The sequence below is a fragment of the Sphingobium sp. genome, assembly GCF_036170395.1.
In the GTDB taxonomy this organism is placed as follows: domain Bacteria; phylum Pseudomonadota; class Alphaproteobacteria; order Sphingomonadales; family Sphingomonadaceae; genus Sphingobium.
This window is the reverse complement of the sequence record NZ_JAVHPD010000026.1, coordinates 37,576-64,413: the sequence shown is the minus strand read 5'-3', so window position 1 is coordinate 64,413 and position 26,838 is coordinate 37,576. Positions and strand designations below refer to the sequence as shown.

The following is a 26,838-nucleotide window of genomic DNA, read 5'->3' as shown; positions in this document are numbered from 1 at the left end:
CTCGATGCCCTATCGCTTCTTCAAGCCCATTCTGGCGGGGGCGCAGCTGCCCGGTCGCATCATTGCCTGCATCGGCGCTGCCATCTGCGTCGCGCTCACGATCATCGTCTGTTCGCAATTGCCGCTGGCGAGCAATGACCTGCCCGTCATCGTCGCACCGCTCGGCGCTTCGGCGGTGCTGGTGTTCGCCGTTCCCTCCAGCCCGTTGGCGCAGCCTTGGTCGGTGGTGGGCGGCAACATCCTCTCGACGCTTGTCGGCGTGGCGGTGCATCGGCTCGTGCCCAATGTCGAGCTGGCGAGCGGGCTCGCAGTCGGTGGCGCAATCCTGCTGATGTCGCTGCTGCGCTGCCTGCATCCGCCTGGTGGCGCGGCGGCGCTGACCGCCGTGATCGGCAGCGACAGCATCCATGCGGCGGGCTATGGCTTTGCCTTCGCGCCGGTGGGCATCAATTCGATCGCCTTGGTATCGCTGGCGATGCTGTTTCATCGCATCAGCGGCCACAGCTATCCGCATCAGCCTGCGCTGCCGCCGCAAGTCGCCCGCGCCGAGCAGGCCGCCGCCGGCTTCCATGCCGAGGATATCGATCGGGCGTTGGAGGACATGCACGAGAGCTTCGACATCGCGCGCGAGGATCTCGATCTGCTGCTATCCCGGGCGGAACTGCACGCGAAGGCGCGGATGACAGCTTCGCCTCCCTTCCCCGCCCGTTCGCCCTGAGCCTGTCGAAGGGCGCGCGCTTTCCTAGCCGCCAGTCTGCCTGTTACGCGCCAGCACCTTGATCCGCTCCCAATTCCCCTCGACCAAAGCCTGCTTCTTAGTGCGACTCCACCCCTTGATGCGCCGCTCGGCAGCCAGCGCTTCATCGCGTGTGCCAAAGCTCTCGCTCCAGACGAGCGCGATGTGCCGGCGTGGCGCGGTATAGCCGCTCGACTCACCTTGCTCACGGGCCGCGATGCGTAGGTCCAGATTGTCGGTATGGCCGGCGTAGAAAGAGCCGTCGCTGCACCGCAGAAGGCAAGCGTAGAAATCCATGCTTTATCATAAGCGGGGCGCGCGTCCTTCGACAAGCTCAGGACGAACGGAGGCGGATAGTGCATTTTTGTCAGGAGAGCCGTACCCGTACGGCTTCGGCTACACCCCTTCGCTGTCGCTTCGGGAGTTTTTCGGGAAAATGTCCCCCGGACATTTTCTGATCCGAAAACTGGTGGAGCCTAGCGGGATCGAACCGCTGACCTCCTGCATGCCATGCAGGCGCTCTCCCAGCTGAGCTAAGGCCCCGTCACCAGATGGAAGCGCCGTTTGGGTCCGGCGCTTCGAGGTCGCTGCCTCTAGGATCAGGCGATCCGGTTGGCAAGCGGAAATTTCAACTCAATTATCGTCGTCCTCGTCGCCGCCAGCGTCGACGCCCAGATCGTCGTCGCCGCCCAGATCGACGTCGTTATCCGGCGAATCGCCGTCCTCATCGACGTCGATGTCGAGGTCCAGATCATCGTCCGCGGTTTCGAGTTCGCCGTCGGCGGTTTCGATCACCTTCTTGGGCGCGACCTCCTCATAAGGAAGCGGCTGCTTGGACTTCAGCACCGGCTCGGGCTCCCAGGCGGTGTTGCAATTGATGCAGACCACCGGATCGTCCTTGCCCAGGTCGTAGAAGCGAGTCGCGCATTTCGGGCAGGTCCGCTTCGTGCCCCATTCAGCCTTCACCATGTCCGGCCTGTTCCTTCTTGATGCTCAAACAGAAATCACGCGGCGCAACGGGTGTTGGCCGCGAAACGTGGCGCGCCTTGCCATAGGCAAACCGCGCTGTCAAAAGCCGCGTCGCCTTTTTTCGGTTCCAGCACATTGGACAGCCCTTGACCCCGACAGACGATCACCCCGCCCCCCGCACCTTCACCGCCGCGCCACCGTTGTCGGGCAGCGTCACCGTGCCGGGCGACAAAAGCATCTCCCACCGGTCGCTGATGCTCTCCGCGCTGGCGATCGGCGAAAGCCGCGTTGAGGGACTGCTGGAGGGCGAAGATGTGCTGGCGACCGCCGTTGCGATGCGGGCGATGGGGGCGCAGATCGAGCGGGATGCGGACGGCGTCTGGCACGTCCATGGCGTCGGCGTAGGCGGCTTGCTTCAGCCGGAAACGGCGCTCGACATGGGCAATAGCGGCACATCGACCCGGTTGCTCATGGGCCTCCTCGCCAGCCATGACCTTACCGCGACCTTCGTGGGCGACGCATCCTTGAGCAAGCGGCCGATGGCGCGGGTTACCGAGCCGCTCGGGCGGGTGGGCGCGAGTTTCACGACCAGCCCCGGCGACCGACTGCCGCTGACGATGCGCGGCGCGTGCCCAGCGGTGCCGCTCGATTATCGGTTGCCCGTCGCGTCGGCGCAGGTGAAGTCGGCAATCCTGCTCGCCGGCCTCAATACCCCCGGCATCACCCGCGTGGTCGAGCCGATCCCCACGCGCGATCATAGCGAGCGTATGCTGAAAGGCTTTGGCGCGGACCTGAACGTCGAAGTCAAGGCGGACGGGACTCGGATCATCACCCTGACCGGCGAAGCGGAGCTGAAGCCGCAGACTATCGTCGTGCCCGGCGACCCATCCTCAGCCGCCTTCCCCATGGTCGCGGCGCTGCTAGTGCCGGGATCGCGCATAACGATCGCCAATGTCGGTCTCAACGGCACGCGCGCGGGCCTCATCGACCTGTTGCGCGAAATGGGCGGATCGATCGAGGTCGTCAATGCGCGCGAAGTCGGCGGCGAGCCGGTCGGCGACCTGATCGTCACGGCGTCTACGCTCAAGGGCGTCGAGCCCGATCCTGCCCGCGCGCCCAGCATGATCGACGAGTATCCCATAGCCTTCATCGCCGCCGCGCTTGCCGAGGGCCGCAGCATCTTCCGGGGCCTCGAAGAACTGCGCGTCAAGGAATCCGACCGCATCGCCACCATGGCGCAAGGACTGCGCGCGATCGGTGTCCCGGTCGAGGAACTGGAGGATGGCCTTATCATCCAAGGCAGCGGCGGCGCGCCCCTGCCCGGTGGCGGTCCGATCGCAACGAAGCTCGATCACCGCATCGCCATGAGCTTCGCCGTCGCGGGTCTCGTATCCAAGAACGGCGTCATCGTAGATGACATGCGCCCGGTCGCCACTAGCTTCCCGACCTTCGTGCCGCTGCTCCAACAACTGGGAGCCGTCGCATGAATTTCGACGGCTTGAATTGGGATTGGGCGAACATCGTCGGCCTGATCGGCAGCGGCCTGATGGTCGTCGCCTATGCCTATAGCAATATGGCGAAGAGCCTGAACTTCGTTATCTTCAACCTCTTGAACCTTGTCGGATCGCTACTCCTGATCTGGTCGCTGACGGTGCATTTCAACCTGGCGTCCATGGCGCTGGAAATCGTCTGGGCGGCGATCGCGCTGCTTGGCCTCGGCAATGCCTTGCGAAGGAAGCGCGCATGATCATCGCCGTCGACGGCCCCGCCGCCTCGGGCAAGGGCACGATCGCCAAGGCGCTTGGCCGCCATTATGGCCTGCCGGTGCTGGACACCGGACTCCTCTATCGCGCAGTCGGCCTTTCCGTATTGAAGGCCGGGCGCGACCCGGACATCGCTGCGGACGCCCTCGCGTCCTGCGACTTCGATGACGCGGTTCTGGCGGACCCGGCGCTCCGCACCGAAGCCGTGGGCAGCCTCGCCAGCCGCGTATCGGTGCATCAGAGCGTGCGCGACGCGCTGGTTCAGCGGCAACGCGACTTCGCCACCCAGCCGGGCGGCGCCATCCTCGACGGGCGCGACATCGGCACCGTCATCGCGCCCGATGCCGACGCCAAGATCTTCGTGACGGCGAGCGTGAAGGTGCGGGCGGAACGCCGCTATCAGGACGCGCTATCGCATGGCGGCACGCCCGACATGGCAAGCCTGGTCGCCGATATTCAGGCACGCGACACGCGCGACATGAGCCGCGATCATGCGCCGCTCAAACAGGCCGAAGGCGCGGACTTGCTAGACACGAGCGATTTGACTATAGAAGCGGCCGTCCAGCGGGCGATCGCGCTTGTGGACGCCCAGCTTGAAGGCCGCGCGTATCGCCCGGTCCGATAAGGCGCGCGGAGTTTCCGGGCGCCCTTTTCGCTTGTCATGGCCGGCGCGTTCCAGCCCCTAACCGTTTGGGCACGCTCGGGATATTCGGTCCCGCGCGTAGTTTGGCCTAAAGACCACCGGAGACAACCGGTAGGCCAGCAATGATGAGTGAAGGAACGACTTAATGGCCTCTACGGCATTCCCCACGCGCGACGATTTCGCCGCGCTGCTCAATGATTCCCTCGGTGGCGAGGACGGCGGCTTCGAGGGCCGCGTCGTCAAGGGCACCGTTACCGCCATCGAAAACGACCTCGCCGTCATCGACGTTGGTCTCAAGTCCGAAGGCCGCGTGCCGCTGCGCGAATTCGCCGCGCCGGGCCAGAAGGCTGACCTCAAGGTCGGCGACGAAGTCGAAGTCTATGTCGACCGCGTCGAAAACGCCCATGGCGAAGCCATGCTGTCGCGCGACCGCGCCCGCCGCGAAGCCGCCTGGGACAAGCTGGAAAGCGAATTCACCGAAAACGCCCGCGTCGAAGGCGTGATCTTCGGCCGCGTGAAGGGCGGCTTCACCGTCGACCTGGACGGCGCCGTGGCCTTCCTGCCCGGTTCGCAGGTCGATATCCGCCCCGTCCGCGACGTCACCCCGCTGATGGACATTCCGCAGCCCTTCCAGATCCTGAAGATGGATCGCCGCCGCGGCAACATCGTCGTGTCGCGCCGCGCGATCCTGGAAGAAACCCGCGCCGAACAGCGCAGCGGCCTCATCCAGACGCTGGCTGAGGGCCAGATCATCGAGGGCGTGGTCAAGAACATCACCGATTATGGCGCGTTCGTGGACCTGGGCGGCATCGATGGCCTGCTGCACGTCACCGACCTCTCCTACAAGCGCATCAACCACCCCAACGAGATGATCAACATCGGCGACACCGTCCGTGTCCAGATCATCCGCATCAACCGCGACACCCAGCGCATCAGCCTTGGCATGAAGCAGCTTGAGAGCGATCCGTGGGAAGGCGCATCGGCCAAGTACCCGATCGGCGCGAAGCTGTCGGGCCGCGTCACGAACATCACCGAATATGGTGCGTTCGTCGAACTGGAGCCGGGCATCGAGGGCCTCGTCCACGTTAGCGAAATGTCCTGGACCAAGAAGAACGTCCATCCCGGCAAGATCGTCTCCACCAGCCAGGAAGTCGACGTCATCGTCCTGGAGGTCGATCCCGACAAGCGCCGCATCAGCCTCGGCCTCAAGCAGGCGATCAGCAACCCGTGGGACAGCTTCGCCGAGCGTCACCCGGTCGGCTCGACCGTCGAGGGCGAAGTCAAGAACGCCACCGAGTTCGGCCTGTTCATCGGCCTCGATGGCGATGTGGACGGCATGGTTCACATGTCGGACATCGCCTGGGGCATTTCCGGCGAGGACGCGCTGGCGCTGCACCGCAAGGGTGAGACGGTTCAGGCCGTCGTTCTCGACATCGATGTCGAGAAGGAGCGCATCAGCCTTGGCATGAAGCAGCTTGAGCGTGGCGGCCCGGCGGCCGGCGGCACCACGGCGGCTTCGGCTGGTCTTAACAAGAACGCGATCGTCACCGTGACCGTTCTGGAAGTTCGCGACGGCGGTCTGGAAGTTCAGGCCGGTGAAGACGGCGCGACCGGCTTCATCAAGCGCAGCGACCTTGGCCGCGACCGCGACGAGCAGCGCCCGGAGCGCTTCCAGATCGGCCAGAAGTTCGACGCCATGGTGACCGGTTTCGACCGCGCCAAGAAGCCGACCTTCTCGGTCAAGGCGATGCAGATCGCCGAAGAGAAGCAGGCCGTGGCGCAGTACGGCTCGTCCGACAGCGGCGCATCGCTCGGCGACATTCTGGGCGAAGCGCTCAAGGCGAAGAGCGAAGGCTAAGCGCTTCCCACGCTCCCTTAAGGGAAGAGGCCCGCCGGACTCCTGTCCGGCGGGCCTTTTGCTTTGAAATCACGGAACAAACCGATCGTCTCGAAACGGTAATGCAATTTTTGCGCGCTCATTGTCATTGGCGGGCCGACGCTCTATTGTCGATCCTTGGGACACAGCATTGAGGGGCGCTGGAGAACCAATGATCCGTTCGGAACTTATCCAGAAACTGGCCGAGGACAATCCTGGGCTGAACCTGCAGGAGGTCGAGAAAATCGTCGACCTCTTCTTCAAGGAAATCGTCGAGCGATTGTCCAGCGGGGGTCGCGTGGAACTGCGCGGCTTCGGCGCGTTCACGACGCGCGCGCGCGACGCACGGACGGGGCGAAATCCGCGCACCGGCGAACAGGTGCCGGTCTGCGCCAAGCGTGTGCCCTATTTCAAACCGGGCAAGGAAATGCGCGAACGGCTGAACGTCAAGGGCGAGGCCTGACCTCATCGGCGGCTTGACCTGTCGCTCGCCAGCCGTCAGGGGTGGCGGGCCGCAGGGCAGCGCGCGGACGTGGCGAAATCGGTAGACGCAGCGGACTTAAAATCCGCCTTCCCCTGGAAATGCGGGTTCAAGTCCCGCCGTCCGCACCACCAGGAACGATGCCGGTTCTTTTTCCCGCCAAGTCCGCGTTGGGGGTGGCCTTTTGGTGCCCCAGCCGCAATGATGGGGCATGGCTGGATCGATCAACCCGCAAAGCTTCAGCGACTCCCTGGTGATCCTGGGGGCGGCGGGGCTTGTCATCCCCGGTTTCGCGCGCTTCCGCATCAGCCCGGTGATCGGGTTCATACTGGTCGGGCTGGCGGTAGGACCGGCGGGGCTCGGCGCGCTGGTCGGGCAATATCCGTGGCTCTATCATGTCACCATATCCGACCGCGATGCGATCGAGCCATTCGCCGAGCTAGGCGTCATATTGCTGCTCTTCTCGATCGGGCTGGAACTGAGTTTCCGCCGATTATGGACGATGCGCACGCAAGTGTTTGGCGTCGGCGCGACCGAACTCATCGGCAGCGGGCTGCTGATCGCGCTCGGCCTCTATCTTCTGGGACAACCGACCGCAGGGGCGATCGGCCTCGGCATGGCGCTCGCCCTGTCCTCGACCGCCGTGGTGCTGCCGATGGTCGGCACCCAAAGCGCGGTCGGACGCGCGGCCTTCTCGATGCTGTTGTTCGAGGATCTGGCGCTCGTCCCGATCATCTTCATGCTGGGCGCGCTTGCCCCATCCGTCGCGGCAAGCCCGGACGGGCCATGGGGCGCGATGGCCGACACGCTGCTCAAAGGCGGTATCACCATCGCAGTGATGCTAGTCCTCGGCCGCTTCACCTTGCCCCATATCTTCAGCCAGGCGGCGCGGACCAAGAGCCCCGAGGTATTTCTGGCCGCAAGCCTGCTGGTGGTGATCGTCTCCAGCCTCGCTACGTCGATCGCTGGCCTGTCGCCAATCGTCGGCGCGCTGCTCGCCGGGCTGCTGATCGCCGAAACCGACTATCATGGCGAGGTCGAGGTCATCACCGCCCCGTTCAAGGGACTGGCGCTGGGCGTCTTCCTCATCACCGTGGGCATGAGCCTCGACATCCGCGTCATCCTCGCCAACTGGCCGAGCCTGCTGCTGGCGGTGCTGGGCGTCGTCATCGCCAAGACGTTGGTGACAGCGGCGCTCCTCTATATCTCGGGCGCGCGCAAGGGCGTGGCGCTGGAAGTCGGGCTGCTGATGTCGAGCCCGTCCGAAACCACGCTGATCGTGTTGTCGGCGGCGGCGGCAGCGCAGCTCATCCTGCCCTCGACCGCCGCCTTCTGGCAGATCGTGACCGCGATCGGCCTCACCATCACGCCGCTGCTGGCCAGGATAGGCCATGATGTGTCACGCCGCCTCGAAATGGCGCTGGGCGAGGAGCGGGTGGAGACTGAGGAGGACCAGACCGAAGCGGCGGCGGTCGTCATCGGCTTCGGCCGGGTCGGACGCATGGTGTGCGACCTGCTTAAGACCCACCGTCAGCGCTTCATCGTTGTCGAATCCGACCCGGATGTCGTCGCCGAGGCGCGGCGACAGGGCTACCCCATATTGTTCGGCGACGTGGCGCGGGCGGAGATGCTCGACAAGCTCCGCCTCGGCCATGCCCGCGCGCTCATCCTGACGATGGACGATCCGGTACTGTCAGTGCGGGTGACGCGGCGCGTGCGCGGCTGGGTGCCCGACCTTCCGATCATCGCGCGTGCGCGCGACACCGACCATGCGGCACAGCTCTACCAGGCCGGTGCGAGCGATGCTGTCCCCGAAACGCTGGAAAGCTCGCTGCAACTGGCCGAAACCGCGCTGGTCGATCTTGGCGTCGCGATGGGGCCGGTGATCGCCTCCATCCACCAGACCCGCGAGGATTTGCGCATCGGCATCAAGGAAGCCGCGCAAATGGAGACCGCACCCAAGCTGCGCCGACTGCGCCCCGACGAGGTGGGTTAGGCGTCGCTCCCAGGCGCGCTGAACACCGACCAGCCCATGTCGATCGCCAGCCGCTCCAGCGCCTGCGTGCCGATCTGGCTGTTGCCGTTCGCATTCAGCCCCGGCGACCAGACCGCGATCGAGGCGCAGCCTGGCACGATCGCCAATATGCCGCCGCCCACCCCCGATTTGCCGGGAATGCCGACGCGAAAGGCGAAATCGCCCGACGCATCATAATGGCCGCAGGTCAGCATCAGCGCATTGATGCGCCGCGCCCGCCCCGGTGAGATCACGCGTCCGCCATCGGGATGTCGTCCACCCAGCATCAGGTAGCGGCCCGCCAGCGCCAACTGCCGGCAGCTCATCTCGATCGCACATTGATGGACATAGAGCCCCAGCACCAGATCGACCGGATGCCGGACATTGCCGAAGGCGCGCATATAGTTGGCGAGCGCCAGATTGCGAAAACCGGTCGCGCTTTCCGACGCGGCAACATCCTCATTGATGGCGATGCCATCGTCGCCGCTCAGATAGCGGATGAAGCGCACGATCTCGCCGATCGCGACACGCGGCTGATGCCCGCCCAGATTGACGTCCGACACGACGATCGCGCCTGCGTTGATGAAGGGATTGCGCGGAATCCCCTGTTCCTGCTCCAGCTGGACGATCGAGTTGAACGCATTGCCCGAAGGCTCCCGCCCAACCCGCTCCCACAGCTGGTCGCCGACCTTGCCGAGCGCCAGGGTCAGCGCGAACACCTTGGATATCGACTGGATCGAAAAGCCGGTGTCGGCGTCTCCACCTACCAGAACGCGCCCGTCCGCCGTCGCGACCGCAATGCCGAACCGCGCCGGATCGACCTTCGCCAGTTCAGGGATATAGGTTGCCACCGTCCCCCGATCCTCCGCAGCCGCCGCCAGGGCGACGATCTCGGCGATCAGGGCTGGCAGGTCGCGCCGCATCCCGGCTGCGTCAGGCGGGCACGCTTGCCAGCGCCGCTTTCACCGCGTCGATCGCCGCCTGCGCCTTGTCGCCATCGGGGCCGCCGCCCTGCGCCATGTCGGGACGGCCGCCGCCGCCCTTGCCGCCCAGCGCTTCCACACCAGCGCGGACCAGATCCACCGCGCTGATGCTGGCGGTCAGGTCGTCAGTGACGCCAACCGCGATGCTCGCCCGGCCATCGACCACCGCCAGCACCGCCGACACGCCGCTGCCCAGCGCCGCCTTGTTCTGATCGACGATGCCGCGCAATTCCTTGGGGTCCAGCCCCTCGATCACTTGGCCCATGAAGCTGACTGCGCCGACCTGCTCCGGCCCCGCCGCCTTGGCGGCGCCGCCGCCACCCAGCGCCAGCGCCTTCTTGGCGTCGGCCAGTTCGCGCTCCAGCCGGCGGCTCTGCTCGACCAGCGCGGCGATGCGCGCGGGCACCTCCTCCGGCGTGGTCTTCAATGCAGCGGCGGTCTGCCGCAGCTTGTCGTCGCGCTCGGTCAGCCACAGGCGCGCGGCCTCCCCGGTCAGCGCCTCGATCCGGCGGACGCCCGACGAAACGGCGCTTTCCGACACGATCTTGAACAAAGCGATATCGCCGGTCGCATTGACATGGGTGCCGCCGCACAGTTCGACCGAATAATGGAGTTCCTCGGCGAGCGGCCCGCCCCGCCCCATGGAAAGAACGCGCACCTCGTCGCCATATTTCTCGCCGAACAGCGCCATGGCACCGGCCGCGATGGCGTCGTCCGGGGTCATGAGGCGCGTATTGACCGCCTCATTATAGCGTATCTGCCCGTTCACATCGGCCTCGACCGCCGCGATCTGCTTGTGGCTAAGCGCCTCGGGATGCGAGAAGTCGAAACGCAGCCGGTCGGGTGCAACGAGGCTCCCCTTCTGCGTCACATGCGCGCCCAGTTCCTTGCGCAGCGCGGCGTGCAGCAGGTGAGTGGCGCTATGGTTGGCGCGAATGCGGTCGCGGCGGTCCACGTCGATCGCGAGCTGCACCGTATCGCCTACCTTGACGCTGCCTGCCTCGATCAAAGCGCGGTGCGCGTGCAGGCGGCCAAGCGGTTTGGCCGTGTCCTCGACCTTTGCCGACAGGCCGCCAAGCGACGTGATCGTCCCCGCGTCGCCCATCTGGCCGCCGCTTTCGCCGTAGAAGGGCGTCTGGTTGGTGACGATCGTCACCGTCTCGCCAACGGCCGCGCTGTCGAAGTTCACACCGTCCTTGACGATGGCCAGCACTTCGCCCTCGCCATGCGTATGGGCGTAGCCGATAAATTCGGTGTTGCCGGCCTTTTCGGCGATGTCGAACCAGATTTCATCCGACGCCTTCTCGCCCGAACCCTTCCACGCAGCACGGGCAGCCGCCTTCTGCTCGGCCATGGCGCTGTCGAAGCCGGCGCGATCGACCGTCAGGCCTCGCGAACGGAGCGCATCTTCGGTCAGGTCATAAGGGAAGCCAAAGGTATCGTAGAGTTTGAACGCGGTTTCGCCGGGCAGCGTGCCGCCCTCGCCTAAGTCGCCGGTCGCTTCGTCGAGCAACCGAAGGCCATTTTCCAGCGTCTTGCGGAAGCGGGTCTCCTCCCGCAGCAGCGTCTCTTCGATCAGCGGCTGCGCGCGGACCAGTTCGGGATAGGCCCCGCCCATCTCGGAGACGAGCGACGACACCAGCCGGTACATCAAAGGCTCCTTGGCGCCGATGATATGCGCGTGGCGCATCGCCCGGCGCATGATCCGGCGCAGCACATAGCCGCGCCCCTCGTTCGCCGGCAGCACGCCGTCGGCGATCAGGAAGCTGGTCGAGCGCAGATGGTCGGCGATGACGCGATGGCTGGCCTTATGCTCGCCGTCCGTCGCGGTCCTCGACAGCGCGCCGCTCTCGGCGATCAGCGCCTTGAACGTGTCCGTGTCATAATTATCATGCACCCCCTGGAGAACGGCGGCGATCCGCTCCAGCCCCATGCCGGTGTCGATGCTGGGCTTGGGAAGCTCGGAAACGATCTCGTTAGCTTCCTGCTCATATTGCATGAAGACGAGGTTCCAGATCTCGACGAAACGGTCGCCATCCTCCTCCGGCGATCCCGGAGGGCCGCCCCAGATATGATCGCCATGGTCGTAGAAGATTTCCGAGCAGGGACCGCACGGCCCGCTGTCGCCCATCGCCCAGAAATTATCCTTGGTCGGGATGCGGATGATGCGGCTCTCGGGCAGGCCGGCGATCTTCTTCCACAGGTCGAACGCTTCGTCGTCCGTATGATAGACGGTCGCGGTGAGCTTCTCCGCCGGCAGACCCCATTCTTTGGTGAGGAGCGTCCACGCATGGGTGATCGCCTGCTCCTTGAAATAGTCGCCGAAGCTGAAATTCCCCAGCATTTCAAAGAAAGTATGGTGCCGCGCGGTATAGCCGACATTGTCGAGATCATTATGCTTGCCGCCCGCGCGCACCGACTTCTGGCTGGAGGTCGCCGTCTTGTAAGGGCGCGTCTCCAACCCGGTGAAGACATTCTTGAACGGCACCATCCCGGCGTTGACGAACATCAACGTCGGATCGTTGTGCGGCACCAGCGGCGCGGATGGCACGATGGTGTGGCCGTTGGCCCCGAAATAGTCGAGGAAGGAGCGGCGAATGTCGTTGGTCGATGTCATGGCCGCGATTTAGTGGGAAGCGCGGCGGCGCACAAGCGGGGGTTTCGGTCGCTATCCAACATCGTCATGCTAGCGCAGGCTGGCATCTCCCTTCCTATGGGCATTCGCAAGAAAAGTGGGATCCCAGCCTTCGCTGGGATGATGGCAGCTAAGATCAACATGATGATTACCGCCGCGATCATGGTCCAACCTATATCCTTGTGACCACAATTTAGCCGATCGGCTCTGCCATCAACCCCGGCGGCTTCGAAAACCACTCCGGCCCCTGCGCGGTCATGTGGAAGCAGTCCTCCAGCCGAATGCCCATGACGCCGGGTAGATACAGCCCCGGCTCGTTAGAGAAGCACATGCCCACATCCAGCTTCGTCGTTTCGCCATGGACAAGGTTGACCGCCTCATGCCCCTCCATGCCGATGCCGTGGCCGGTTCGGTGCGACAGGCCGGGGAGCGCATAGCGCGGACCATAGCCGAGCGCCTCATAATGCTGCCGCACCGCATCATCCACCGACCCTGCCGCCGCGCCCAGCCTCGCCGCCGAAAACGCGATCTTCTGCCCCTGCGCCACATCGTTCCAGACCTTGCGCTGCTCTGCCGTCGCCGTCGCGCCATGAACCCAGCTGCGGCTGATGTCGGACTGATAATCCGCGACAGTGCAGCCGCAGTCCATCAGCACCACCTCCCCCGCACGCACCGCCTGCGGCTTGCCCGAGCCGTGCGGGTAGGCAGCGGCTTGCCCCAGTAGGACCAGGTTGAACTCCACCTTTCCGCCCAGTTGCTTGGTCGCGGCGGACATCAGCGCGCCGATATCGGCAGGAGTCATGCCGGCCCTGACCTGCGGATAGGTCCAGCGATAGGCCGCCATCGTCACGTCCGCCGCCACCTGCATCAGCGCGATTTCGGCAGCGGTCTTGCGCATACGCAGGGCGCGGGTGACAGGATCGCGCACCAGTGTCGCTTCGGGCAATGCCGCCTTCAGCCCATCGACCGCGAAATAGCGCACCGTCTCCTCGATCCCGATCCGCCCCTTCGTCAGTCGCTTCTCCGACAGAAAACCGGCGATCAGCGCATAAGGATTCTCATCTTCCTGCCACACCCGCACCTCAGCCGGAATGGCGAGACTCTCGTCGATCGAGGGTTTCTCGAAAAAGGGGCAGACGATCAGCGGCGCACCGCTCGCGGGAAGAACGGCGGCGGTCAGCCGTTCGGAGCGGTGCCAGCCTATGCCGGTATAGTAGATGAGGCTAGCGCCCGGCTCGATCAACAGCGCGTCGATCCCTGCGGCCTGCATCATGCGCTGTGCGCGGGCCAGGCGGTCGGCGCGTTCCACCCTGCCGATCGGCACGACACCGCCAGTCATCGGCCTTAGCGCTTCGGAGGCGCGTTCCTGCGCGAACAGGCGTGGACTGATTGCTGCGGCAGCCAGCCCGGCGGCGGCGCGGCGCAGCAATGTCCGTCGGTCAGGCATAAGCATAGGGGCCTCCCGCCTTGAGCGCGGTCTGATAGGCCGGGCGCGCGTGCATGTCCTCCAGCCAGCGGATCAGATGGGGGCGTGATCCGTCCAACCCGCCGCGCGCGCGGGAGGCTTCCAGCGGGAAGCTCATCATCATCATGTCCGCCGCTGTGAACGTCTCGCCCGCGAAATAGGGCCGGCTCGCCAGTTCCGTCTCCAGCCAGTCGAGATGATCGTCCAGCATCTTCTGCACCGTAGGCCGTGCAGGACGCCCAAGCAGCCCGAGCCGGTTCACCACCAGCAGCGCGAGCAGCGGCGGCATCATCGACCCCTCGGCATAGTGCATGAACTGGCGGTAGCGGATCGCGCCCTCCGCATCGGCGGGCGCCCCGAACCGCCCCCCTGCCCGCGCAACCAGATGCTCCATGATCGCGCCGGTCTCGATCAGCTTATGCCCGTCCACCTCCACAACCGGCGAGCGGCCGAGCGGATGCACCGCGCGCAGCGAGGCAGGCGCGCGCATCGTCTTGCGGTCGCGCTTGTAGCGCCGCACATCATAGGGCTCACCCAATTCCTCCAGCAGCCAGAGGATGCGTTGCGACCGGCTGTTGTTGAGGTGATGGACGATGACCGGCATGACGGCTCCCGTGGCGATGCAAAGCCAAGGGCTAACGCCAGACCGGTCCGGTCACAACATCCCTTCGCCCGTTGTCAGGCGATCTCCAGCGCCGCCTGCGCCTTCTTCCGCGCTCGGAAGGCGTGAAGCAGCGGCTCGGTATAGCCGCTCGGCTGCTCGACCCCCTCGAACACCAGCGCGCGCGCCGCCTGATACGCCAGGCTCTCCGCCTCCCGCCCGCTCATCGGCTCGTACAGCGGATCGCCGGCATTCTGCGCGTCCACCTTCGCCGCCATGCGGGCGAAGGCGGCGTCGATCTGCGCCGCCGTGCAGACGCCGTGCAGCAGCCAGTTCGCCATATGCTGCGACGAGATACGCAGCGTCGCGCGATCCTCCATCAGGCCGATGTCGTGGATGTCGGGCACCTTGGAACAGCCGACCCCCTGGTCGATCCACCGGACGACATAGCCAAGGATGCCCTGCGCATTATTGTCCAGTTCCTGCGCGATCTCCTCCTCGGAGAAATTGCGGCCGACCGCGACCGGGATCGTCAGCAGCTTGCCCAGCGGCGCAATCCCTTCCGCCGCGCGTTCCTTCCTCCGCGCGAACACATCGATGCGATGATAATGGGTCGCGTGCAGAGTCGCAGCGGTGGGGGACGGCACCCAGGCGGTGTTCGCCCCGCTCAGCGGATGGCCGACCTTCTGCTCCAGCATGTCGCCCATCCGGTCGGGCGCCGCCCACATGCCCTTGCCGATCTGCGCGCGACCATCAAGCCCACAGGCGAGCCCGATCTGAACGTTGCGATCCTCATAGGCGGCGATCCAGTCGCTCGTCTTCATCTCGCCCTTGCGGATCATCGGGCCGGCCTGCATCGACGTGTGCATCTCATCCCCGGTGCGGTCGAGGAAGCCGGTGTTGATGAAGACGATCCGGTCCTTCACCGCATGAATGCAGGCGGCAAGGTTGGCGGAGGTGCGGCGCTCCTCGTCCATGACGCCGACCTTCAGCGTATGGCGCGCGATGCCCAGCATATCCTCGATCGCGTCGAACAACCGGTTGGTGAAGCCGACTTCTTCCGGCCCATGCATCTTGGGCTTGACGATATAGACGCTGCCCGCCCGGCTGTTCGCCTTGCGGCCGTTCAGGTCGTGCAGCGCGATCAGGCTGGTGACGATGCCGTCCAATATGCCTTCGGGCGCTTCGCCGCCATTGGGCAGGCGGATCGCCGGCGTCGTCATCAGATGGCCGACATTGCGGACGAAGAGCAGGCTGCGGCCCGGTAGGGTGAAAGCGCTGCCATCCGGCGCGACATAGGCGCGATCGGGATTGAGCGCCCGGTTCATTTGTCGGCCGCCCTTCTCGAACGTGTCGGTCAGGTCGCCCTGCATCAGCCCCAGCCAGTTGGCATAGGCTGCAACCTTGTCCGCCGCGTCCACCGCCGCGATCGAGTCCTCCAGATCGCAGATGGTGGTGAGCGCCGATTCCAGGATCACGTCGGCGATCCCCGCTGGGTCGGTCGCCCCGATCGGATGGCTGGAGTCGAAGACGACCTCTATATGCAGGCCGTTGTGGCGGAACAGCTTGCCCTTCGCGCTCGTGCCGACGAACTGCGAAGGATCGGCCAGCACAATCTCTTCGCCGCTCAAGTCGGCCCAACTGCCGTTCGCCAGCGGGATCGCATAATCCAGAAACGCCTTGGCCCAGGCGATGACCTGCGCGCCGCGCGCGGCGTCATAGCCCTGCCCCGCCGCCGCACCCGGTATGGCGTCGGTGCCGTACAGCGCGTCATAGAGGCTGCCCCAGCGCGCGTTGGCGGCGTTCAGCAGGAAGCGGGCGTTGAGGATCGGCACGACCAGCTGCGGTCCGGCGGTCGTAGCGACCTCCGCATCGACATTCTCGCTGCCGATGGCGAAGGGCGCCGGCTCCGGCACCAGATAGCCGATCTCGTGCAGATAGGCTTCATAGGCATCGGCGTCATGCGGCTGCCCCCGGCGCTGTTCGTGCCAGCTGTCGATCTGCGCCTGGAGCGTATCGCGCTTGCGCAACAGAGCGGCATTTTCCGGCGCGAACCGCGCGAATATGTCCGCCAGGCCGGCCCAGAAGGCGTCAGGCGCAATGCCGGTGCCTGGAAGCGCGCGCTGCTCGATGAAGTCGGCGAGTGAGACAGCGACTTGAAGGCCGGCCTTGTCGATCATCGCATCAGTCATGGCTCTTCTCCTTGAACAGCTTCGTCATCCCCGCGGAGGCGGGAATCCATCTCCTGTCATCTCACCAGGCGCAAGCTCGGGAGATGGATCCCCGCATTCGCGGGGATGACGATGTTTGGCCTATAGTAGCCTTTTCAAATTATACCGTATATCCGCTATTATACAAAGACAGCCATTCTTCTGGTGAACGAATATGATGGACCCCGACCATGAACTGTTCGTGACGGTAGCGGACGAAGGCGGCCTCGCGGCGGCGGGACGGCGGTTGCACATCTCGCCTGCGATGATGTCCAAAAGGCTGGCGCGGCTGGAGCAACGGCTCGGCGCGAAGCTCGTCCATCGCACGACGCGCCGGCTGTCGCTGACACCCGCTGGCGAGCGGCTTCACGCCGATCTCCGCGCGATCCTTGCGGCGCTGGACGAGGCGGAACGCCGCGTCTCGGGCGCATCGGCAATGGCGGCCGGGCCGCTGCGGATCAGCGCGCCGACATCCTTCGGCCGGATGCACCTCGCGCCTTATCTCCAGCGCTTTCTGGACGATCACCCGGCCGTCGATCTCAGCATCGATCTCTCCGACGACTATAGCGACCTGCTCGATGGCCGCTTCGACCTTGCGCTCCGCATCTCGGCCGATCTCGGCCCGGCGCTGGCGGCGCGGCGGCTGGCGACCAACCGCCGCATCCTCTGCGCCGCGCCCGCCTATCTGGACGCGCACGGCACGCCCCGCCGGATCGCCGACCTCAAGGCCCATCGCCTGCTCGCCGCGCGGGGGCAGATGCCCTGGCGGCTCGTCGGGCCCAAAGGTCCAGTTACGGTCGACGGGCAAAGCCATGTCCGCACCAACAGCAGCGAGCTGGTGCGTGAACTCAGCCTCGCCGGCGGCGGCATCGCGCTGCGCTCGCTCTGGGATATCGCCGAAGCGCTGGAACGTGGACAGGTGCGCCAGATTTTGCCCGATCATGAAGGCTCGTTTGATGTCGGCCTCTATGCCGTCCACCTGCCGCAGGCCAATCCGCCCCGCGCTCTCACCGCCTTCATCGAATTTCTCGTTACACTATATTGCCCCGCGCCGCCCTGGGAGCGCGCTGTCTTGCCCTAGCGGAACGCAGGCTTTAAGGCCCAGCGCATGGACGACAACACCCGCCGCGCCGCCCTCGACTATCATCGCTATCCGCAACCCGGAAAGCTGCGGATCGAGCCGACCAAGCGGATGGTGAACCAGCGCGATCTGGCGCTCGCCTACTCCCCCGGCGTCGCCGCCCCCTGCGTCGAAATCGCCGCCGATCCCGACAAGGCGCTCGACTACACCGCGCGCGGCAACCTTGTTGCTGTCATCTCCAACGGCACGGCGGTCCTTGGCCTCGGCGCGATCGGCGCGCTGGCCTCCAAGCCGGTGATGGAGGGCAAGGCGGTGCTCTTCAAGAAATTCGCCGATATCGACGTGTTCGACATCGAAGTGGACACGACCGATCCCGACAAGTTCGTGGACGCGGTCGCGCTGCTGGAACCGACCTTCGGCGGCATAAACCTGGAGGACATCAAGGCCCCCGAATGTTTCGCCATTGAGGCGCGGCTCAAGGAGCGGATGAACATCCCGGTTTTCCACGACGATCAGCATGGCACCGCCATCGTCGTCGCCGCCGCCGTCCGCAACGCGCTGGTGATCCAGGGCAAGACGCTGGCCGACGCCAAACTGGTGACGTCGGGCGCGGGCGCGGCGGCGCTCGCCTGCGTCGATCTGCTCGTGTCGATGGGCCTGCCGGTCGAGAATGTCACCATGACCGACAAGGACGGCGTGATCCATGCCGGCCGGGAGGGGATGCTCCCCAACATGGCGCGCTATGCCCGCAATACCAATGCGCGCACTTTGCCCGACGTGCTGCCGGGCGCGAACCTGTTTCTGGGCCTGTCCGCGCCGGGCGTGCTGAAACCCGAATGGCTGCCGCTGATGGCCCCCAACCCGCTGATCTTCGCGCTTGCCAATCCGGAGCCGGAAATCCGGCCTGAGGCCGCGCGGGAAGTCCGCCCTGATGCGATCATCGCCACCGGCCGGTCGGACTATCCCAACCAGGTCAACAATGTCCTGTGCTTCCCCTACATCTTCCGCGGCGCGCTGGATGTGGGCGCGACCCAGATCAACGAGGCGATGAAGGTCGCCGCCGCCGACGCCATCGCCGCGCTCGCTCGGATGCCGGCGCATGACAGCGTCGCGCAAGCCTATGGCGGGCGCAAGCTCGCCTTCGGGCCGGACTATATCATCCCCACCCCCTTCGACCCACGCCTGATCGGCGAGATCGCGGTCGCGGTCGCGAAGGCTGCGATGGACAGCGGCGTCGCGCGCCGCGCGCTCGACCTTGACGATTACAAGCGCCGCCTCACCCGCCAGGCAACCCGGTCGGGTCAGCTGATGCTGCCGGTGTTCGAGGCCGCGCGCGGCAATCATTGCCGCATCGCCTATGGCGAGGGCGAGGATGAGCGCGTCCTGCGCGCCATCCGCGACGCGCTGGACGAAGGGATCGTCCGCCCGACCCTCATCGCGCGCCGTCGCATCCTTGAAAAGAAGCTGCCCGAACTCGGCCTCTCCTTCGACTTCGAGCGCGATGTTGAGGTGATCGACCCGGAGACCGACCACCTGGTCATGGGCGAACTGGTCGAGGCGTATCGCGCCATCGCTGGGCGCAAAGGCGTGCCGGCCGACGAAGTGCTGCGCCACGTCTACCGCCGCCCGACCATCACCGCCGCGATGCTGCTGCGAACCGAGCGGGTCGATGCAGCGCTGGTCGGCGGGCGTTCGGAATATTGGGGCCAGGTCGAGCATGTACTGCGGATCATCGACCGCACCTGCGATCATAGCCGCGTCTATGCGCTATCCGGGCTGATCCTGGACGCGGGCGCGCTGTTCATCACCGACACCCATATGGTGCCCGATCCCACGCCCGAGCAGGTGGCGGAAATGACCTTGGCGGCCTGTGCCGAACTGCGCCATTTCGGCCTCGTGCCCCGTGCTGCCCTGCTCTCCCACTCCAATTTCGGGGCGTCGCACAGCGACAGCGCGCGCAAGATGCGCAAGGCGTTCAAGATCGTGCGCGACGCCGCGCCCGATTTGGCGGTGGACGGCGAAATGCACGCCGACGCCGCGCTCAGCCAAGCCCTGCGCGAGCGGCTCGTCCCGGATTCGCGGTTCGAGGGACCGGCGAACCTGCTCGTCATGCCCAATCTCGACGCCGCCAACATAACCCTGACCGCGCTATCGGCCTCGTCCAGTTCGCCCACGGTCGGGCCGATGCTGATGGGCCTCACCAAGCCCATTCATGTGCTGACCCCTGGCGTCACCTCGCGCGGCATATTGAACCTCACCGCCATCGCGGCGGCGGAAGTCGCGCGCGAAGGCTCGGCTTAACCTTTTCGGTATAAGGCATCGGCGTCCATCACGAGGAAAGCCATGCGTGGATTGAAGGCGATTCTGCGGAGTGTCGTCCCCAAGCTGCTGATCGGCGGCCTGCTGGGCGGCGGCGCGCTGATCGCGTCGCAATGGATCGACCGCCCCGCCGGCTCAGACGCCGCCCCCGTGGCCGAAGCCGCCCCTACGCCGGCCCCCAAGCCCGTCGCCCCGGTCGAACGCCGCAGCGACCAGCCGATGGAGATCGATCCCGCCGCGCTGCGGGTCAAGCGCGTGCTGAAGATCGACGGCCCGTTCCGCCATGGCGACTATGCCTGGGACGAAAATGGCGCGCCGAAAGCCGGCCCCGTGATCGTCACCGTCGATCTCCGCGCGCAGACGCTCTCGGTCTTCCGCGCCGGATACGAAATCGGCGCTGCCGTCATCCTCTACGGCGCAACCGACAAGCCGAGCCCGAAGGGCGCTTTCCCGATCAGCCAGAAGATCGCCGACTATTATTCGCGCACCTACGACAATGCGCCCATGCCTTACGCCCAGCGACTGACCAGCGACGGTGTGTTCATCCATGGCAGCGACGTGCAATGGGGCCGCGCCACCCATGGCTGCATCGGCGTGCCCAAGGCGTTCGCGCAGAAACTGTTCGGCGTCACCAAGGTCGGCGATATGGTGATTATCACCGACGGCAAGATGCTCGACGTCAGCAAGGCGCAGGTGGGCTGATCGCCCGGTTGCGCTGCGGGCACGCGCACATGCAATAAACGCATACATATGCGGCCTTGACCAGCGTTGTCACCCGGCCCATTTGCGGCGCTTGTCCGATATTGCACCGCACCATGGAGGCCGCCCAATGCGCGACCAGCCCCGTCCCGTCCATCCCGCGCTCGTCCTGTTCGCTTTGTCGGTGGGCGCATTCGCCATCGGCACGACCGAATTTGCAGCGATGAGCCTCGTGCCCTTCTTCGCGCGCGATCTTGGCATCGATGCGCCGACCGCCGGCCACGCGATCAGCGCCTATGCGCTCGGCGTCGTCGCCGGCGCGCCGGTTATTGCAGCGTTCGGCGCGCGCTTGCCACGCCGGACTTTGCTGATCGGCCTGATGGCGATGTTCGCGCTGGCGAACGGCCTTTCCGCCTTGTCGCCAAGCTATGGCTGGATGCTGGTCTTCCGCTTCCTCTCCGGCGTGCCGCACGGCGCCTATTTCGGCGTCGCCGCACTGGTGGCGGCCAGCCTCGTCCCGATCGAGAAACGCACGCTCGCCATCGCGAAGGTGATGTCGGGCCTCACCATCGCCACTGTCTTGGGTGTCCCGGTCGCGAACTGGATGGGTCAGGCGCTGGGCTGGCGATCGGGCTTCTTCGTCGTCGCCGCTCTTGCGCTGGCGACGGTGACGCTGGTGGCGCTCTATGCCCCGCGCGATGCAGGCGATCCGCACGCCAGCCCGATGCGCGAACTGACCGCGCTAGGCAAAGGACAGGTGTGGCTGACATTGCTGACCGGCGCGATCGGCTTCGGCGGCCTGTTCGCGGTCTATACTTATGTCGCATCGACGATGATCGAGGTGACGCATGTGTCCGAAAAATATGTGCCGCTGGTGCTTATGATCTTCGGCATCGGCATGACGCTCGGCAATCTCGCCGTGGCCTGGCTGGCGGACCGCAACCGCAACCGCACCGTCATCGGAGTGCTGCTTTGGAGCGCGGCGGCGCTCGCGCTCTTCCCGCTGATGGCCGGCAATATCTGGACGCTCGGCCTCATCGTCTTCCTGATCGGCGTGGGCGGCGGGCTCGGCACGCCCTTGCAGGCGCGGCTGATGGACGTGGCGGGCGACGCGCAGACGCTCGCCGCCGCGCTCCATCACAGCGCCTTCAACGTCGCCAATGCGCTTGGCCCATGGCTCGGCGGCCTGTCGATCGCGGCCGGCTACGGCCTCGTTTCGACAGGCTGGATCGGCGCGGCGCTGGCGCTGGGCGGCCTTGCCATATTCCTGTTGGCGATCATGCTGAATCGAAGGCCCGCCGGCTTCGTCCCCGCCCCCGCCGAATAGGTTTCAGCTACCGCATAACGGTTCGCCGTCCCGGTCCCGCGCTCGCAACGCGCTCGCCGCGTCGCCCGAGATGCGAGGGAAACTCACTCCCTCCAGCGAACCGCGCCCCTCGCACAGATCGGCGCACGCCAGGTCGACCACCCCCGGCAGCGCCACCTGATCGCCATCATATTGCGCGACGATGATGCAGCGGTCGCCGCTCTTGAAGCTCAGCACCAGCTTGTCGCCCGTCCGCCGCGCTGTGCCATGCCCGCGACAACTCGGCTCCTCACCGAACACCGCCTCCAGCCCGAAGCGCAACTGCCCGTCCCTCGCTGGCGTCACGCACAATGCGTCACGCCCGGCCTCATGGCTGCGCTGATACAGCCCGACCGGCGAGACGCTGGAAACGTCGGTGATCGCCCCGCTCTCGATCGCCGCGCGTTCGAGGCCCGACGCCGGCACGGCCGCCACGCCGCCTCGCTCGCCCGACGGCGCACGCTGGCAGGCCGCCAGAAGGAGGAGGAGCGAAAGGCTAGTCCGCCGCATCGACGCTGCTAAGGCCGTCCGGCCCGACGCGGCGGTAGAAGCAGGAGCGCGCGCCGGTGTGGCATGTCGGCCCGGCCGGCACCGCCTTCACCCAGATCGCATCCTGATCGCAATCGATCCGCAGGTCGCGCACCGCCAGCATATGCCCCGATGTCTCGCCCTTCTTCCACAGCGCCTGGCGGCTGCGCGACCAGAAATGGGCAAAGCCGGTGGTGATCGTGAGGTTCAGCGCCGCATCGTTCATATGCGCGACCATCAGCAGCTCGCCGGTCGCATCGTCGGTGACGACGGCGGTGATGAGGCCGTCCCGGTCATATTTGGGATTGAGGGCCAGCCCCTTGTCGCGCGCATCGTCCATGGGCGCGCTATAAAGGGGAACAGGGCGGCTGCGAAGCCCCGAATATCAGCGAAAATGGGGCGACCGATGGGATCCGAACCCACGACCTCCGGTACCACAAACCGGCGCTCTAACCAACTGAGCTACGATCGCCACAGAGGCCGTCCGGCCCCGAGAGAAGCGCGACATATGCGCCCCCACCCCAGCCGTCAAGCGCGCAACGAAGCAGCCGCGATATTTCTCACATACCCGCCGCGCCAAGCTGCGCGCGCAGATTTGCAAGCGCAGCGTCCGACAAGCGCGGACGCGCCCGCGCGGGCTTGCCCTTGCGCAGCCGCGCCCGATCTTTCTCCGAAGCCGCGACGATCCGCACCCGCACGGGCACATGCCCCTGCGCCCGCACGCCCAGCTCCTCGGCCGCGCCGCGCGACAGGTCGATGATCCGGCCCTTGCCGGCAAACGGCCCACGATCATTCACCCGCACCAGGATCGCCCGGCCGGTATCGAGCGCGGTCACCTCGACATAGCTTGGCAGCGGCAGGCTGACATGCGCGGCGGTGATCCATTTGGCGCGAAACCGCTCGCCATTGGCGGTGCGGTTGCCTGATTCCGATCCGTACCAGCTTGCGTAGCCCAGCATGTCATAGGTCGGATCGACGGCTGGAATATAGGTGGTGCCGCGCACCACATAGGGTGGCCCGATCCGCACCGGCGTATCGCTGACCGGTCGATAATCGCCCCCAGCGCAGGCGGCGAGAGCGAGTGCCACCGATACTACAGGCCATGTCCTCTTCATGCCCCTCCCCCATCCCACACAAAAGTTAGGCAATGATGTGGTTCAAAGACCCAGAACGAAAATCCTCCCCTTGTAGGGGAGGTGGATGGCCGCAGGCCAGACGGAGGGGTGTCGCCCTCTCGATGGCGGGACACCCCTCCGTCACGCGCTTCGCGCGCGACACCTCCCCTTCCAGGGGAGGATGCCCTGCTCCGCACCCGACACCAGCTTTGCAAAGCACATCATCGCCAAAAAGAAAGGGACGATGGCCCGAAAGCCTCGTCCCTTCCGCCTTTGGCATACATGCGCCGCCGCTGGGGATTGTCCCCTCGCCGCCGCGCCACTCTCCGTAAAAACTTTCCCGACCGCGATGCCGGCTTCAGGTCGAACGGTAGGCGCCAGCGGAAAAGCCGGCGCCCCAGCCGTCAGTTGACCGAGTCCTTCAGGCCCTTGCCGGCCTTGAACTTGGGCTGGGCCGAAGCCTTGATGGTCATGGTTTCGCCCGTGCGCGGGTTGCGGCCGGTGGACGCCTTGCGCTGCGAGACAGAGAAGGTGCCGAACCCGACCAGGCGGACTTCGTCGCCCTTCTTGAGCGCGCCGGTGATCGCGTCGAACACCCCTTCGACCGCTTTGGTCGCGTCATTCTTGCTGAGGCCGCTGCTTTCAGCAACCGTGCTGATAAGATCCTGCTTGTTCATGCCTTGGGAACCCCCTTGTGCTGTTTGGTTTGTCTAGGAATCGCGGCGTAGGGCCGGCAATAAGGCGCGGTTTCCCGCGCCTGTCAAAGGGAAAGCGACGAAGCCCCCCGCTTTGATCGAAATTTGCCCCGCGCCGGGCATTTTGGACCAAAGTCGAGGAGTTGCGCCGATTGTGACACTTCAGTGACGAAGTGTGGGATCGCTATCACGCGCCGTCGTGCCGGGCGGCTGGGCGGCGAGATCATCCTCCTCGGTCCAGTCGATCGCCACCGGCGCCGAAAGCAGCGCGCGCGCCAGCACTTCGTCGACATGGGCGACTGGCACGATCTCCAGTCCTTCGCGGATATTGGCCGGGATTTCCGCCAGATCCTTTTCATTTTCCTGCGGAATCAGCACCGTCTTGATGCCGCCGCGCAGCGCCGCCAGCAATTTCTCCTTGAGGCCGCCGATCGGCAGCACGCGCCCTCGGAGAGTCACTTCGCCGGTCATCGCCACATCCTTGTGAACGGGGATGCCGGTCAGCGTCGACACGATGCTGGTGACCATGCCGATCCCCGCCGAAGGGCCATCCTTGGGCACCGCGCCTTCGGGCAGGTGGATATGGATGTCCTTGCGGTTGAACAGGCTCGGCTTGATCCCATAGCCGGGCGAGCGCGCCTTCACATAGGAGAAGGCCGCCTGCACCGACTCGGTCATGACCTCGCCCAGCTTGCCGGTGGTCTTGATCTGCCCTTTGCCGGGCACCGTCACCGCCTCGATCGTCAGCAACTCGCCGCCCACTTCGGTCCAGGCCAGGCCCGTTACCGCGCCGATCTGATGCTCCTCCTCGCCCACGCCATGGCGGAACTTCCGCACGCCGGCGAAGTCCGCGAGTGTCTCGGGCGTGATGACGATGCTGTCGGCCGAGCCTTCCAGAATTTTCCGCAGCGCTTTGCGCGCGAGACGCGCCACCTCGCGCTCCAGCGTGCGGACCCCAGCCTCGCGGGTATAGTAGCGGATGAGATCGCGGATCGCCGCTTCGGTGACTTCGAACTCGCCCGTCTTGAGGCCATGGGCGTCGATCTGCTTGGGCACCAGATGGCGCTGCGCGATCTCGACCTTCTCATCCTCCGTATAGCCCTCCAGCCGGATGATCTCCATGCGGTCGAGCAGAGGCTGCGGCAAATTCAAGGAGTTGGCGGTCGTCACGAACATGACGTCGGAAAGATCGACGTCGATCTCCAGATAATGGTCCTGGAACTTGCTGTTCTGCTCCGGGTCCAGCACCTCCAGCAGTGCCGATGCGGGATCGCCACGGAAATCCTGGCCCAGCTTGTCGATTTCATCCAGCAGGAACAGCGGGTTCATCGTCCCCGCTTTCTTGAGGTTGGTGACGATCTTGCCCGGCAGCGACCCTATATAGGTCCGCCGGTGCCCGCGAATCTCCGCCTCGTCGCGCACCCCGCCCAGCGACTGGCGCACGAACTCTCGCCCGGTCGCTTTCGCGATGCTACGGCCGAGCGAGGTCTTGCCCACGCCCGGCGGGCCGACGAGGCACAGGATCGGGCCCTTAAGCTTGTTGGTGCGCGCCTGCACGGCGAGATATTCGATGATCCGGTCCTTGACCTTCTCCAGCGCGAAATGATCCTCGTCCAGGATCGCCTGCGCCTTTTTGAGGTCGGTCTTGACCTTGCCCTTCTTGCCCCAGGGCAACCCGAGCAGCACGTCCAGATAGTTGCGAACGACCGTAGCCTCGGCCGACATGGGCTGCATGGCTTTGAGCTTCTTCAACTCCGCCGTTGCCTTGGCGCGCGCTTCCTTGCTCAGCTTCGCCTTGGCGATCTTCTCGGTCAGTTCGGCAAGCTCGTCGCCCTCTTCCCCGTCGCCATTGCCCAGTTCGCGCTGAATCGCCTTCAGCTGCTCGTTCAGATAATATTCGCGCTGGGTCTTTTCCATCTGGCGCTTCACTCGCCCGCGAATCTTCTTCTCGACCTGGAGCACGCCCAGTTCGCCCTCCATGAAGGCGAAGACCATCTCCAGCCGCTTGACCGGATCGACCTCAACCAGCAGCGTCTGCTTGTCCGAGACCTTGACGTTGATATTCGCGGCGATCGCGTCCGCCAGCTTCCCGGCATCCTCGATCTCGCGCAGCTGCACCGGGGTTTCGGCGGGCAGCTTCTTGTTGAGCTTGGCGTAATTCTCGAACTGCTCGGCGACCGACCGCATCAGCGCGGCGGCTTCCGGCCCTTCGGCCTCGATCTCCTCGACGGTCGAAACGCTAGCGACCAGATAGGTGTCGCGCGCCTCCATATCGTCGAGCTGCGCGCGATGCTTGCCCTCCACCAGCACACGAACCGTGCCGTCCGGCAGCTTCAGCAATTGCAGCACCACGGCCACTACGCCGGTGTCATAGAGCGAGTCCCGGCCCGGATCGTCCTCCGCCGGGTCGAGCTGCGACACCAGGAAGATTTCCTTATTGCCCTCCATCGCCGCTTCCAGCGCGGCGACGCTCTTGTCGCGGCCGACGAACAGCGGGACAATCATCTGCGGAAAGACGACGATGTCGCGCAGCGGCAGCAGGGGATATTGCACAGTCATTCAATCTCCGGGGCCGATCGGAAGCGGCTCTCTTCTTCTACGGTTCACCGCCATTATGGGGATGCCCGTCGCGGCAATCAATCGCGCCTTGTCATAGGTCCGTCATGATGAACGCGGCCTT

Annotated in this window: 23 protein-coding genes and 3 tRNA genes; 12 read left to right on the top strand and 14 right to left on the bottom strand. The window is 65.5% G+C overall.

Translation table 11 applies throughout. The features are described 5' to 3' along the window. The first annotated feature begins 4 nt into the window (after nucleotides 1-4). Entirely contained in the window at nucleotides 5-718 is a 714-nt protein-coding gene (locus tag V2B31_RS07880) for an HPP family protein (protein ID WP_328277152.1), read from the top strand. 24 nt (nucleotides 719-742) lie between these two features. Here the strand turns inward: V2B31_RS07880 and V2B31_RS07875 are convergent, their stop codons facing one another. The 3 genes from V2B31_RS07875 to V2B31_RS07865 all read right to left on the bottom strand — a co-directional run bounded on the left by V2B31_RS07875 (nucleotide 743) and on the right by V2B31_RS07865 (nucleotide 1,705). Further along, complete coding sequence (locus tag V2B31_RS07875) at nucleotides 743-1,033, bottom strand: GIY-YIG nuclease family protein (RefSeq protein WP_328277150.1); 291 nt, start codon at nucleotides 1,031-1,033, stop codon at nucleotides 743-745. A gap of 170 nt (nucleotides 1,034-1,203) precedes the next feature. Next, nucleotides 1,204-1,279, bottom strand: a tRNA-Ala gene (locus V2B31_RS07870). A 90-nt stretch (nucleotides 1,280-1,369) separates the two neighbouring features. Next, nucleotides 1,370-1,705: a TIGR02300 family protein gene (locus V2B31_RS07865; protein ID WP_328277148.1), complete on the bottom strand. Its 336-nt coding sequence runs from the start codon at nucleotides 1,703-1,705 to the stop codon at nucleotides 1,370-1,372. Between the two features lie 254 nt (nucleotides 1,706-1,959). Between V2B31_RS07865 and aroA the strand changes: the two genes are divergently transcribed. The 7 genes from aroA (at nucleotide 1,960) to V2B31_RS07830 (ending at nucleotide 8,464) form a co-directional block, all read left to right on the top strand. Then, nucleotides 1,960-3,192 (top strand): 3-phosphoshikimate 1-carboxyvinyltransferase, encoded by a 1,233-nt coding sequence (gene aroA / locus V2B31_RS07860; RefSeq protein WP_422247546.1) that lies wholly within the window; start codon nucleotides 1,960-1,962, stop codon nucleotides 3,190-3,192. 11 nt (nucleotides 3,193-3,203) lie between these two features. Beyond that, nucleotides 3,204-3,452: a CBU_0592 family membrane protein gene (locus tag V2B31_RS07855; RefSeq protein WP_328277208.1), complete on the top strand. Its 249-nt coding sequence runs from the start codon at nucleotides 3,204-3,206 to the stop codon at nucleotides 3,450-3,452. Continuing rightward, on the top strand, nucleotides 3,449-4,093 hold the full coding sequence (gene cmk, locus V2B31_RS07850; protein WP_328277144.1) for a (d)CMP kinase: 645 nt from the start codon (nucleotides 3,449-3,451) through the stop codon (nucleotides 4,091-4,093). Before V2B31_RS07855 ends, cmk begins: the two co-directional genes overlap by 4 nt. Nucleotides 4,094-4,256: 163 nt before the next feature. Further along, nucleotides 4,257-5,969: a 30S ribosomal protein S1 gene (rpsA, locus tag V2B31_RS07845; RefSeq protein WP_328277142.1), complete on the top strand. Its 1,713-nt coding sequence runs from the start codon at nucleotides 4,257-4,259 to the stop codon at nucleotides 5,967-5,969. A 190-nt stretch (nucleotides 5,970-6,159) separates the two neighbouring features. Beyond that, nucleotides 6,160-6,450, top strand: coding sequence for an integration host factor subunit beta (locus tag V2B31_RS07840; RefSeq protein WP_328277139.1), 291 nt, complete (start codon nucleotides 6,160-6,162; stop codon nucleotides 6,448-6,450). A gap of 63 nt (nucleotides 6,451-6,513) precedes the next feature. After that, nucleotides 6,514-6,599, top strand: a tRNA-Leu gene (locus V2B31_RS07835). 80 nt (nucleotides 6,600-6,679) lie between these two features. Then, the gene (locus V2B31_RS07830) at nucleotides 6,680-8,464 is read left to right on the top strand and encodes a cation:proton antiporter domain-containing protein (protein ID WP_328277137.1); all 1,785 of its coding nucleotides are present in this window, start codon (nucleotides 6,680-6,682) and stop codon (nucleotides 8,462-8,464) included. Here V2B31_RS07830 and V2B31_RS07825 read toward each other — a convergent pair. The 5 genes from V2B31_RS07825 to V2B31_RS07805 all read right to left on the bottom strand — a co-directional run bounded on the left by V2B31_RS07825 (nucleotide 8,461) and on the right by V2B31_RS07805 (nucleotide 16,358). Then, nucleotides 8,461-9,405 carry a glutaminase gene (locus V2B31_RS07825; RefSeq protein ID WP_328277135.1) on the bottom strand — a complete coding sequence of 315 codons (945 nt, stop codon included), beginning with the start codon at nucleotides 9,403-9,405 and terminating at the stop codon, nucleotides 8,461-8,463. The two genes, V2B31_RS07830 and V2B31_RS07825, sit on opposite strands and share 4 nt — an antisense overlap. A gap of 10 nt (nucleotides 9,406-9,415) precedes the next feature. Continuing rightward, a complete protein-coding gene (alaS, locus tag V2B31_RS07820; protein WP_328277133.1) occupies nucleotides 9,416-12,082 on the bottom strand; it encodes an alanine--tRNA ligase in 2,667 nt (888 codons plus the stop codon). A 211-nt stretch (nucleotides 12,083-12,293) separates the two neighbouring features. Continuing rightward, nucleotides 12,294-13,553: a M24 family metallopeptidase gene (locus V2B31_RS07815; protein ID WP_328277130.1), complete on the bottom strand. Its 1,260-nt coding sequence runs from the start codon at nucleotides 13,551-13,553 to the stop codon at nucleotides 12,294-12,296. Then, nucleotides 13,540-14,169 (bottom strand): glutathione S-transferase family protein, encoded by a 630-nt coding sequence (locus V2B31_RS07810; RefSeq protein WP_328277128.1) that lies wholly within the window; start codon nucleotides 14,167-14,169, stop codon nucleotides 13,540-13,542. Before V2B31_RS07810 ends, V2B31_RS07815 begins: the two co-directional genes overlap by 14 nt. A 74-nt stretch (nucleotides 14,170-14,243) precedes the next feature. Beyond that, nucleotides 14,244-16,358: a malate synthase G gene (locus V2B31_RS07805; RefSeq protein ID WP_328277125.1), complete on the bottom strand. Its 2,115-nt coding sequence runs from the start codon at nucleotides 16,356-16,358 to the stop codon at nucleotides 14,244-14,246. Between the two features lie 193 nt (nucleotides 16,359-16,551). Between V2B31_RS07805 and V2B31_RS07800 the strand changes: the two genes are divergently transcribed. The 4 genes from V2B31_RS07800 to V2B31_RS07785 all read left to right on the top strand — a co-directional run bounded on the left by V2B31_RS07800 (nucleotide 16,552) and on the right by V2B31_RS07785 (nucleotide 21,802). Then, entirely contained in the window at nucleotides 16,552-17,457 is a 906-nt protein-coding gene (locus V2B31_RS07800) for a LysR family transcriptional regulator (RefSeq protein ID WP_328277123.1), read from the top strand. Between the two features lie 27 nt (nucleotides 17,458-17,484). After that, nucleotides 17,485-19,758, top strand: coding sequence for an NADP-dependent malic enzyme (locus V2B31_RS07795; protein WP_328277121.1), 2,274 nt, complete (start codon nucleotides 17,485-17,487; stop codon nucleotides 19,756-19,758). A gap of 42 nt (nucleotides 19,759-19,800) precedes the next feature. Continuing rightward, nucleotides 19,801-20,478, top strand: a complete 678-nt coding sequence (locus tag V2B31_RS07790) for a L,D-transpeptidase family protein (protein ID WP_328277119.1) — start codon at nucleotides 19,801-19,803, stop codon at nucleotides 20,476-20,478. Nucleotides 20,479-20,605: 127 nt separating this feature from the next. Then, nucleotides 20,606-21,802 (top strand): MFS transporter, encoded by a 1,197-nt coding sequence (locus V2B31_RS07785; protein WP_328277118.1) that lies wholly within the window; start codon nucleotides 20,606-20,608, stop codon nucleotides 21,800-21,802. Between the two features lie 3 nt (nucleotides 21,803-21,805). On the opposite strand, the gene V2B31_RS07780 is transcribed toward V2B31_RS07785, so the two are convergent. From V2B31_RS07780 to lon, 6 genes are all read right to left on the bottom strand, one after another. Beyond that, a complete protein-coding gene (locus V2B31_RS07780; RefSeq protein ID WP_328277116.1) occupies nucleotides 21,806-22,330 on the bottom strand; it encodes a hypothetical protein in 525 nt (174 codons plus the stop codon). Beyond that, nucleotides 22,317-22,688, bottom strand: a complete 372-nt coding sequence (hisI, locus tag V2B31_RS07775; protein WP_328277113.1) for a phosphoribosyl-AMP cyclohydrolase — start codon at nucleotides 22,686-22,688, stop codon at nucleotides 22,317-22,319. Before hisI ends, V2B31_RS07780 begins: the two co-directional genes overlap by 14 nt. A gap of 55 nt (nucleotides 22,689-22,743) precedes the next feature. Further along, nucleotides 22,744-22,820 (bottom strand) — tRNA-His (locus V2B31_RS07770). Nucleotides 22,821-22,908: 88 nt separating this feature from the next. Next, entirely contained in the window at nucleotides 22,909-23,463 is a 555-nt protein-coding gene (locus V2B31_RS07765) for a septal ring lytic transglycosylase RlpA family protein (RefSeq protein WP_328277111.1), read from the bottom strand. Nucleotides 23,464-23,867: 404 nt separating this feature from the next. After that, nucleotides 23,868-24,140 carry an HU family DNA-binding protein gene (locus tag V2B31_RS07760; protein WP_009821372.1) on the bottom strand — a complete coding sequence of 91 codons (273 nt, stop codon included), beginning with the start codon at nucleotides 24,138-24,140 and terminating at the stop codon, nucleotides 23,868-23,870. 180 nt (nucleotides 24,141-24,320) lie between these two features. Next, complete coding sequence (gene lon / locus V2B31_RS07755) at nucleotides 24,321-26,717, bottom strand: endopeptidase La (protein WP_328277108.1); 2,397 nt, start codon at nucleotides 26,715-26,717, stop codon at nucleotides 24,321-24,323. Nucleotides 26,718-26,838 lie beyond the last annotated feature (121 nt).

What these genes read in the sequence shown, in the direction of transcription:
- V2B31_RS07780 (WP_328277116.1), bottom strand. Translation starts at nt 22,330, where the DNA reads ATGCGGCGGACTAGCCTTTCGCTCCTCCTCCTTCTGGCGGCCTGCCAG.
- V2B31_RS07795 (WP_328277121.1), top strand. Translation starts at nt 17,485, where the DNA reads ATGGACGACAACACCCGCCGCGCCGCCCTCGACTATCATCGCTATCCG.
- V2B31_RS07815 (WP_328277130.1), bottom strand. Translation starts at nt 13,553, where the DNA reads ATGCTTATGCCTGACCGACGGACATTGCTGCGCCGCGCCGCCGCCGGG.
- V2B31_RS07830 (WP_328277137.1), top strand. Translation starts at nt 6,680, where the DNA reads ATGGCTGGATCGATCAACCCGCAAAGCTTCAGCGACTCCCTGGTGATC.
- V2B31_RS07805 (WP_328277125.1), bottom strand. Translation starts at nt 16,358, where the DNA reads ATGACTGATGCGATGATCGACAAGGCCGGCCTTCAAGTCGCTGTCTCA.
- alaS (WP_328277133.1), bottom strand. Translation starts at nt 12,082, where the DNA reads ATGACATCGACCAACGACATTCGCCGCTCCTTCCTCGACTATTTCGGG.
- V2B31_RS07790 (WP_328277119.1), top strand. Translation starts at nt 19,801, where the DNA reads ATGCGTGGATTGAAGGCGATTCTGCGGAGTGTCGTCCCCAAGCTGCTG.
- V2B31_RS07865 (WP_328277148.1), bottom strand. Translation starts at nt 1,705, where the DNA reads ATGGTGAAGGCTGAATGGGGCACGAAGCGGACCTGCCCGAAATGCGCG.
- V2B31_RS07760 (WP_009821372.1), bottom strand. Translation starts at nt 24,140, where the DNA reads ATGAACAAGCAGGATCTTATCAGCACGGTTGCTGAAAGCAGCGGCCTC.
- V2B31_RS07840 (WP_328277139.1), top strand. Translation starts at nt 6,160, where the DNA reads ATGATCCGTTCGGAACTTATCCAGAAACTGGCCGAGGACAATCCTGGG.
- rpsA (WP_328277142.1), top strand. Translation starts at nt 4,257, where the DNA reads ATGGCCTCTACGGCATTCCCCACGCGCGACGATTTCGCCGCGCTGCTC.
- V2B31_RS07785 (WP_328277118.1), top strand. Translation starts at nt 20,606, where the DNA reads ATGCGCGACCAGCCCCGTCCCGTCCATCCCGCGCTCGTCCTGTTCGCT.
- aroA (WP_422247546.1), top strand. Translation starts at nt 1,960, where the DNA reads ATGCTCTCCGCGCTGGCGATCGGCGAAAGCCGCGTTGAGGGACTGCTG.
- hisI (WP_328277113.1), bottom strand. Translation starts at nt 22,688, where the DNA reads ATGGACGATGCGCGCGACAAGGGGCTGGCCCTCAATCCCAAATATGAC.
- lon (WP_328277108.1), bottom strand. Translation starts at nt 26,717, where the DNA reads ATGACTGTGCAATATCCCCTGCTGCCGCTGCGCGACATCGTCGTCTTT.
- cmk (WP_328277144.1), top strand. Translation starts at nt 3,449, where the DNA reads ATGATCATCGCCGTCGACGGCCCCGCCGCCTCGGGCAAGGGCACGATC.
- V2B31_RS07825 (WP_328277135.1), bottom strand. Translation starts at nt 9,405, where the DNA reads ATGCGGCGCGACCTGCCAGCCCTGATCGCCGAGATCGTCGCCCTGGCG.
- V2B31_RS07875 (WP_328277150.1), bottom strand. Translation starts at nt 1,033, where the DNA reads ATGGATTTCTACGCTTGCCTTCTGCGGTGCAGCGACGGCTCTTTCTAC.
- V2B31_RS07800 (WP_328277123.1), top strand. Translation starts at nt 16,552, where the DNA reads ATGATGGACCCCGACCATGAACTGTTCGTGACGGTAGCGGACGAAGGC.
- V2B31_RS07810 (WP_328277128.1), bottom strand. Translation starts at nt 14,169, where the DNA reads ATGCCGGTCATCGTCCATCACCTCAACAACAGCCGGTCGCAACGCATC.
- V2B31_RS07880 (WP_328277152.1), top strand. Translation starts at nt 5, where the DNA reads ATGCCCTATCGCTTCTTCAAGCCCATTCTGGCGGGGGCGCAGCTGCCC.
- V2B31_RS07765 (WP_328277111.1), bottom strand. Translation starts at nt 23,463, where the DNA reads ATGAAGAGGACATGGCCTGTAGTATCGGTGGCACTCGCTCTCGCCGCC.